Origin of the sequence: Paraprevotella clara YIT 11840 (assembly GCF_000233955.1) — a bacterium.
Taxonomy (GTDB): domain Bacteria; phylum Bacteroidota; class Bacteroidia; order Bacteroidales; family Bacteroidaceae; genus Paraprevotella; species Paraprevotella clara.
In genome coordinates this window covers 1-717 of record NZ_JH376639.1, presented here as the reverse complement: position 1 = coordinate 717, position 717 = coordinate 1, and the positions used below count along the sequence as shown (strand labels likewise).

At 38.8% G+C, this 717-nt stretch carries 2 protein-coding genes; both read left to right on the top strand.

The genetic code is table 11. The features are described 5' to 3' along the window. A partial coding sequence (locus tag HMPREF9441_RS15175; RefSeq protein ID WP_008622707.1) for a hypothetical protein occupies nucleotides 1–307 on the top strand: 307 nt, incomplete at its 5' end. 144 nt (nucleotides 308–451) lie between these two features. Next, a partial coding sequence (locus HMPREF9441_RS15170) for a DUF6268 family outer membrane beta-barrel protein (protein WP_008622705.1) occupies nucleotides 452–717 on the top strand: 266 nt, incomplete at its 3' end.

Genomic DNA, 717 nt, shown 5'->3' with positions numbered 1-717 from the left:
ACAAGAACCTGTACAGCAACCTGCACAAAAAGAAGTACAACCTACCTTTGTTATTCAGCAAGCTCCTGCTGCTTCTAACGCTATGGGTACCGCAGGGTTTATCATAGCCTTAGTTACCATTTTCTTATTTTGGATACCTGTATTAGGATGGATACTCTGGTTACTAGGACTTATCTTCTCGGGAATAGGGGTAACGAGAAAACCAAAAGGTTTAGCTATTGCAGGACTTGTAATTTCGCTTATAGGATTAATACTGCTAATAGTAGTACTCGGTCTGTTTGCAGCAGCTGTTGCATTAGACCAATAAGATAAAGGGCTGCTACAAAGCAGCCTTTTTTATAAAACAATTAGTATAGTAAATTCTGCTTTTGGTATAGAAAAACAACTCTTTTTCTTCTGACAATTCGTTTTTCTGTACTTTTGCCACTGTAATACTTAAATCTTTATTATAGTGAAAGAAATATTTACTTTTATAATCTTGCTTTTGGGAGTGAATTCTTTTGCGCAAATTAGCGTAAAAACGGAATACATCGGCAACTCTGAATTCTACGATGCAGTAGCTGATACTAATACGGGCAATGGTTCAGCTATGATTTATTCGGCAGGTGCGATGGTGCCTCTATCGATGCAAGCGTCCGCTGAAGATGACCCTTATAAGCGTGCTACCATTTGGGGCGTGGCTCTTAGCGGTACTTTCGTAAAGATGGACAATCATAA